This window comes from Flavobacterium amniphilum, from assembly GCF_023634845.1.
Taxonomy (GTDB): domain Bacteria; phylum Bacteroidota; class Bacteroidia; order Flavobacteriales; family Flavobacteriaceae; genus Flavobacterium; species Flavobacterium amniphilum.
Map to the genome: position 1 here is coordinate 40,335 of NZ_JAMLJL010000023.1, position 7,646 is coordinate 47,980.

Annotated in this window: 6 protein-coding genes; all 6 read right to left on the reverse strand. The window is 31.2% G+C overall.

The features are described from left to right. Positions 1–35 precede the first annotated feature (35 nt). A complete protein-coding gene (locus NAT51_RS18160) occupies positions 36–1,904 on the reverse strand; it encodes an ORC-CDC6 family AAA ATPase (protein ID WP_250601246.1) in 1,869 nt (622 codons plus the stop codon). Continuing rightward, on the reverse strand, positions 1,891–2,844 hold the full coding sequence (locus tag NAT51_RS18165; protein ID WP_250601248.1) for a phosphoribosyltransferase-like protein: 954 nt from the start codon (positions 2,842–2,844) through the stop codon (positions 1,891–1,893). The genes NAT51_RS18160 and NAT51_RS18165 overlap by 14 nt, the downstream gene beginning before the upstream one ends. Before the next feature lie 321 nt (positions 2,845–3,165). Continuing rightward, entirely contained in the window at positions 3,166–3,714 is a 549-nt protein-coding gene (locus tag NAT51_RS18170) for a hypothetical protein (protein ID WP_250601250.1), read from the reverse strand. A gap of 65 nt (positions 3,715–3,779) precedes the next feature. Next, positions 3,780–5,087: a serine hydrolase domain-containing protein gene (locus NAT51_RS18175; RefSeq protein ID WP_250601252.1), complete on the reverse strand. Its 1,308-nt coding sequence runs from the start codon at positions 5,085–5,087 to the stop codon at positions 3,780–3,782. A gap of 44 nt (positions 5,088–5,131) precedes the next feature. Beyond that, positions 5,132–6,013 (reverse strand): helix-turn-helix domain-containing protein, encoded by an 882-nt coding sequence (locus NAT51_RS18180; RefSeq protein ID WP_250601254.1) that lies wholly within the window; start codon positions 6,011–6,013, stop codon positions 5,132–5,134. Positions 6,014–6,605: 592 nt separating this feature from the next. Continuing rightward, a partial coding sequence (locus NAT51_RS18185) for an IS256 family transposase (protein WP_250601256.1) occupies positions 6,606–7,646 on the reverse strand: 1,041 nt, incomplete at its 5' end.

Below are 7,646 nucleotides of genomic sequence, written 5' to 3' on the forward strand. Positions count from 1 at the left end.
TTCAGTTTCGAGGTTATAATATCTACTATATAACATTAAAAAAGACTAATTTTAAATTGACCATTATTATCATCAGCATTTTTAACCAAAGCATTTGCAATCTCATTTGCTTTTTGACTTTCACCATTAATAAGTGTGTCAAGGTTATTTGCATCAATTTTTAGGCTCCTAATTTTCCTTGGAGAAATTTGAAAATATGGTGCATAGATGTGATTAAGATGATATTCAATATTATTACTATCTATTGAATGACTTTTATCTTTTGTTTCATCTCTAACTTGTAGTACTGAATATAGTTCTGCGTTTTTTAAAAAGCTTTGACTTTCTAAAGTAAGTTTATCGTAATCTGTACTGAAATGATTTTTTTCTGGCTCACTTAATTTTTTGTCCCTATGAAATCTTTCAAATACATTACCTAATAATATTACAAATCTCTTTAAAAAATTACTATATGGAGTATAGGTTTCTATGTCATTAACTTTGTAATGACTAACATGGTCGGCAGCCTGAGTTTGTTCTTCTGCAGTAAGTTTTCGAGGATTACTAAATGTAAAACCATTTCGTGAAGCTTGCTTAAAAGCAGATTCACAGAGCTCAATAAAAAATCTTATTATTCCTGAGGATAACAATTTGTATGTAGTGAAACCATAATATAATTTGTCTTTGCTGGATTCTTTAGCTATTAAATAAATTAGGCCATTTCTATTGTTGTGAATCCAGTCTTTGTATTTTGACTTTTGTCCTTTTAAATATTTTTTATATTCATCGACAAGAATCTCGATGTTATTATTTCTATCTAGAAGGACAATATGTAATCTTAGTAGAAGTGGATCATTACTGTCAAGTAAAATTTGGGCTTCGTCACTAGCTCCAATTCGTGCTTTTAATTTAGATTGTATAACATTTGTGATATTACCATTTATATTAGAGAGTTCATAATTAATATCATATACGCCCAGATAATATTTGATATCAAAAAATTTTTCATCAGCCCCCTTCAATTCTTCAACTTTCTGTAGTCTTTTTTTACAAATATCAACTATAAATTCTTCATATTCTTGTTCATTAAATTCTTCGAAGTTAAAATGATTAAAATCATGAGGAGAACTAATAATTTCACTCTCAGCAAGAGTTGAGGATGTTTTTAAACCTTTGTTTCTCATCCCAATATTAAAAATTACGGGACTAGGATGTTTTACCAAAGTATTTACAATTTTTTGTTGATACTCAAGCATGTTTTCATATTCATCAATGAATACATGGATGGCTTTATCTTTCAATTCTAAAGTTTTTAATATACTATTAGCAATTGAGTTTAACAGAAAACCATTTGCTATAACGTTTGGTCTAGTAATGGATTGAAGATTGTTAATATAACTTATTAAATGAATTTCTTCATGAGCTATAATCTTTAATAAATCACAGTAATTAGAATAATCTTTATCAGGGAAAAAAAAATGTAATTCTTCTGGAATGTCAAAATTTACTGAAAGTGATTCTAAGTTATATGATTTCTCAATATCAATGATTATTTCGATTAATCTTTTAGTAAGGGTTATATTGAGATAGTGCCCAAATAATTGAATCCATTCTTCTTCATTTATTCCCTTATGTTGAAATGCAGGAACAAAATTTGAATCCGCCCTAAAATATAATCCTATAACTTTTTCCTCATTTAAAAAATCAATAAATTTAATTCCTTTACTTATAGATTCTTTCTTTTTATTGAAATAGGAATGATAGAGAAAATACATAGTTTTTCCAGATCCTCTTCCTCCCTGAATAATTAATGATTTACTTTTTAGTAATCCTTCAAAATTCTTATGATTAGCATAGAATTCGAAAAGATTATCGCCAAGTTGTTCGGCTCTATCTATAGAAAAGGGATTATTAAATGATGACATTGTCTACTGTTTTTTTATTTTTAAAAAGTGGGTGCCAATTTGCTTCTTGTTTGAAAAATAATGGTAATGAAGTATCTGGTATTGAATGATGGAATGCAATAGCATAATCAAATCCTTGGTAACCTAAAAAATCAATGTTATTTTTAGCACAAAGCTTCTCTAAAGTTTCTTTGCATAAATCTACTTCATGTTTTTCAAAATAAATTGATGAACTGCCAAACACTTTAAATTTAGTAGTTAATTTTTCACAGTACGTAATTCGTAACCCAGCCATGATATTTTCAGCATGAAAATTATTATATCCCTCTTCTGTACATACCAAGCACAAATATTCAATTTCAAGATTTTGAAAGTTATCTTTCAATCTATTAACATACATAGGCTTACCATCCACATTTACTTGACCATAATTCCAAAAATCTAAAATTTGATTACCTGTCCCAATAAAATCATCAATAATTACTAAGTTTTCTATACTCTGTAAGTATTGACTGTTTAAATTGTTTAAATTTAATATTTTAGTTTCTGAAAAACCTAAATCATTTGTCATATACCGAGTTATCGCAAATGAACTTTCACTGGGATTATTCATAGTTGCTAATGGCAAAATTGCGCATTTAGATAGAAAATCATCCTTTAGTTTGATAATATCATTATTTTGTATTGTAAAATTTGAATCTATTTCAGCTTTAGAGGCATATCTTTTAAAGATAAGTTCATTAAAACCATACTCAAGTAATCTCAATATATCACTTTCGGAGTAATAAACAAATCTGTCAAGTAATTTTGCAGCACAATATTTTTCATTATCAGTTTTAAAATTGTTTAACCATTTATTTAGAGAGTCATTATCGAGTTTAGACCAAAAATTGGATTCAATATAAAAATGGACTTTTTGTAAAGCATATTTTACAAAGTCTTTTTTCTCGTCTTCGGACATTATTACTAATTTGTATATGTTTAATAACTCAAATTTAGTTTTTAAATACGAAAGAAACTACATCTTATTCTATATAAATTAAAAGAAACAAGGGTTTATATCAAATTGAGATATTCGTTTCACGAATAATATGTAAAAATCTTCCACAAAGGAATGCAAAGCGACATAAAACTACCATTGAATCCCACAGTAAATCTGCATTTTATGCGAAGATGTAGTTGTTTTCGATAATGAAGTTACTTCCCAATCCAAAAATTCGCAAAGATATACCTGATAACACAATTCCAACCGAACGTAGCAAATCGTTTCGATCGGGGTGGCTTACCCTGGATATTCTATTTCTATACCATTGAGTCCTTTTTGAAATAAACCCCGATGGCTTTCTTTGATTGATTCTAACCATTCCCATAAACAACTATAAAATTCCTTAAGCCAAATGTCAAAATTGGCATCACCAACCTTTGATGCTTTCAATTTTGGTTGTAGGAGTGACTTTGAAAGATGACCAAAATTGATATAAGGATAATAGTTGCTGTCCGGATATTGAAACTGCAAATCAAATAGGCCACCGTAATATCCGGGCCTTTGAAATTCGGTACTGCTTATTCCTTCAAAGAAATCAGGATCAGCTTGGATATCCTTCAGGTATTTTATCAGGTTTAAAGAAAGTGTTCCGGAATAATAAACGGAAAGGCTTCCAAATTCTACACGGGACACAAATTCGAAGTTTTTATAAACGACTATTTTTGTTGATTCGCTTGAACCAAATCGATCAAAATCAAATTCAACCCTGATTAAAAAAATTTCATCGTTTTCCAATCCCGTTTCGGGTGATATTGCTAAGATTCTGTTCTTTACTTTGGTTTTCATTAAAGATGTTAATTTGATTCTGTCTGGATTGGAACCAAATATAGAAAATTGGGTTTAAAGTTTGACTATAACCCCAATTTCATGGAACCGCTATTAGCAGCAGTTTTTCTTTTCTTACGGCATATTCCTATTCCGATAATTAAAATGCTAATTACAAGTAATCCAATTAGTATAATTTTGGTCATTTTTCCAAGAAGCATAGGGAAAAGCAATGTATCTGTTTTTCCTGTCTCTAAAAACACCCAATCACTTGCTAACCTTGTAGCTAAATTAGGACTGCCTGTTTCTAAAATAATTATTCCGTCGCCTGTGTTTGGATTTATTCTTATTGCCGTATTAATTGGTGGATTACTTTTTCCGTCGTGTCCAAAAATATGTTCATTGTTTTCAACATCGATGTAAAGCATTGCACCTAATCCATAAATATTTTCGCCCATCACTTCTCCATGTGGATTTCGCATTAATCGTAAAGATTCAGGACTTATTTGACCTCTTCCGATAGGTTCTCCGTTTTTGCCTTTTAGAAAAAGTTGAAAAAACAGCTCCAAATCGGACAATGAAGTATATAATGAAGTGGCTGCTAAAGAAGTGTAATAAAGATGCGGTGCCGAGGTATTATCGGAATCGTAAAATTCACAAAGTCTATTGTTTAATGAATCATTTAAAATGTATGTACTGCTGTTCATTTTCAATGGTTTAAACACATTCGTTACCATAAAATCATTGAAAGACTGACCGCTTGTTTCCTCAACTAACAATTGTAACAAGGTAAAACCTCCACCTGAGTATTTCCATTCAGAATTGGGCTCAATTCCCACTTTTACCTCTCCACTTATTCCGGTATCTGCATCCTTTGCCTTGTTAAGTGAGGATTCAATTGTTTGGATGGAATCCCGGTTTTCAAAGCCACTATAACCAAGTCCGTCTGTTAAACCTGCCGTATGGCTTAATAATCTCCTTACTGTTACCAGTTCGTTATCAAATGCACTTGGTGGCAGTTTCCATCTTTTCAGATAGTGGCTTACGGGTGTGTCCAAGTTAATTTTACCCATTTCAACTAATTTCATTACACCAACTGCCGATACAAATTTTGAAAGAGAAGATACTTGAAAAATGGTGTTTTGATCCACTTTCTTGTTTTTAGAATAAAACAACTTTTTTTGAACAACTCCACCTTTAATAATGGACATTGCAAAGTTCCCTACAAATTCGTTTTCAATTTTCCGGTTAACTGCAACTTTGAATAATTCCGGGTCGTTACTTTTTATGAATGGCTTGTGCCACCAACCATTTAATGTTCCAAAAAACACAATAACACACCAAAAAACGGATAGTAAAACAAATGCAAAGAGGTATTTGAAGATTCTTTTCATAATTACGATTTTAAAGTACTTGATTGAGGAAATTGCGATTTTTATTAGTATGTAGTGATATGTTCTGTTTGCTTGTTTTTTATAATTTCAATGACCTTGAAAATTAGTATTATCTCTAAAAGTTCTGCTGGAATATATAGGATAAGTCCAACAAAAGCCAAAACTATTGTTAATAAAAAGCAACCACCAATTATTTCTGAAAACCCGGCGTATTTTGAAATTTCGCCTACTGAACCTTTTAATTTTATCAATGAAATCCCAAAAATAATTCCGGTAAATCCAAAAGTTAGTGAAGTAGCTGCAGCAATAAATACTCGATCAGTGGAATCATTAAACAGTAAAATAATATCATATACATACAGCGGTATTAGAGCAACAATCATTATAGATGAAATGATTTTCAGTAAATAATTTCTAAATAATCCGCCTATCAAAATAAAACCACGTTGAAAAAAAACAAATGAAATTAGTGCCACAACTTTAATGGCGATAAAAACTCCTTTACTGAATATTAGTTTATCTTCCGTGAAAAGAAAATATTCAGAGGCACTTTCAAAAATTCCGGTGCTGAAATATAATAGACCAAACATCCAGGCAATGTTGAGTTGTTTAACAAGGAAATCGGATGGCTTTTCGGCATCTATATCAATTAGCATAAAATGTTTAAACCAGGAAACTAATGAATCAATAGAACTCGGTTCTTCATTAGTTAACTTGTTTAAGTCATAATCCAAAGCCACTAAAATTGATTTAATAGTGTAGCTTCTCGGACTAACTTCACCGTTCTCTATACGTTGAATTGTTCTGACACTTATATTACACTTTTCGACGAGTTCTTCTTGTGTTAATCCTTTTTCAGTTCTTAAATCGAAAATTTTTCTTCCTAATTCCGGCTGTTTCATTGTTATTTTAAAATCTTTGGACAATATTAAGTTAATATGTTATTTTTTTTAGATAAATCAGTATGTATTTTACCCGTCATTTACCCGTCATTGGTTTTAAGTGATTTATTATGAGTTAATTAATTCTTTCTGTAGTGAAGGTAGTCGAGTGCGTTTATATTGCTGCCAACCTGTAAATATCTATGATTTTGTAATGCTTATCTGTAATAAAAATTATGGTATGTATGTAAATACGGGGTAAGTTTCTCAAATATATTATAATTCGTATTAATTTAAGTTCCTTTGAGTTCTATGTATTTTTCAAACAACAAACCCTGTCAAAGCTTTAAACTCTAACAGGGTTAATACTATAATTTCAAGAAGTCTAACAATCGAACAATCGGATAATCTATTTACAATATAGAATATAATGAAAAGTTGTTAAGCATTGTATTTATTCATGCTGTAAAATTGTTTGATTTTTATTGTAACAAATATGTGACAAAAGACTAATAAATAAAGGATAGTTAAAGGTGAAAATAGACAAATAAAGCCTTAATCTGTTAAGCATTTCATTAAACACGACACTATCCCAAAAAGTGTGTAAGTTTAAAAATAACGGGGTTTGACTTTTTACTTAAAGTTGAACCCTTTTTTCAAATATAGTTAAGAACTGATTGAGGATTAATCCCCAATTTCGGATTGGCATCGACCATTTTTTGGTTGCTTCCCTTAAAGCCAAATATACGGATTTTAAAACGGCTTCATCGGTAGGGAAAGACAATTTGTTTTTGGTGTATTTTCGGATTTTTCCATTAAGGTTTTCAATTAAATTTGTCGTATAAATGATTTTTCTGATTTCAATGGGGAAGTCAAAAAAGACGGTAAGTTCCTCCCAGTTTTCTTCCCAGGATTTTACGGCATAAGGGTATTTATGATTCCATTTGTTGGCAAAATCTTCCAAAGCTCCTTTTGCAGCTTGTTTGGTTGGCGCATCATAAATCTGCTTCATGTCTTTAGAGAATTCCTTTTTATCTTTCCAAACTACATAACGGGCTGAGTTACGGATTTGATGTACCACACAGATTTGTGTCTGCGATTCGGGGAAGACGTTTTTAATGGTTTGGGTAAAACCATTTAAGTTGTCGGTAGCAGTAATGAGAATATCTTCCACACCTCTGGCTTTTAAATCCGTCAATACGCCCAACCAGAAGCTGGCACTTTCATTCTTGCCCAGCCACATCCCAAGAACTTCCTTTTTACCGTCTCTGTTTAGGCCTACAGCCAGATAAATGGTCTTATTGATGACCTTAGAGCTTTCACGGACTTTAAACACGATACCATCCATCCAAACGATTAAGTAAACAGGTTCCAGTGGACGGTTTTGCCAAGCAACAATGTCATTGGATACTGATTCTGTAATCCTGGATATAGTAGAGGTAGATACATCAAAATTATAGACTTCTCTTATCTGTTCTTCAATATCGCTAACACTCATCCCTTTGGCATAAAGCGATATGATGACATTTTCCAATCCATCAGCCATACTTTGCCTTTTGGGGATTATCATGGGATTGAAAGAAGCTTCTCTGTCTCTTGGAATCTGAATTTCTGATTCTCCAAAAGAGGTTTTTATTTTCTTTTTGGAAAAACCATTACGAGAGTTCGAAGAGGGAGA

Coding starts and splice junctions, on each gene's coding strand:
- NAT51_RS18160 (WP_250601246.1), bottom strand. CDS start 1,904: ATGTCATCATTTAATAATCCCTTTTCTATAGATAGAGCCGAACAACTT.
- NAT51_RS18165 (WP_250601248.1), bottom strand. CDS start 2,844: ATGTCCGAAGACGAGAAAAAAGACTTTGTAAAATATGCTTTACAAAAA.
- NAT51_RS18170 (WP_250601250.1), bottom strand. CDS start 3,714: ATGAAAACCAAAGTAAAGAACAGAATCTTAGCAATATCACCCGAAACG.
- NAT51_RS18175 (WP_250601252.1), bottom strand. CDS start 5,087: ATGAAAAGAATCTTCAAATACCTCTTTGCATTTGTTTTACTATCCGTT.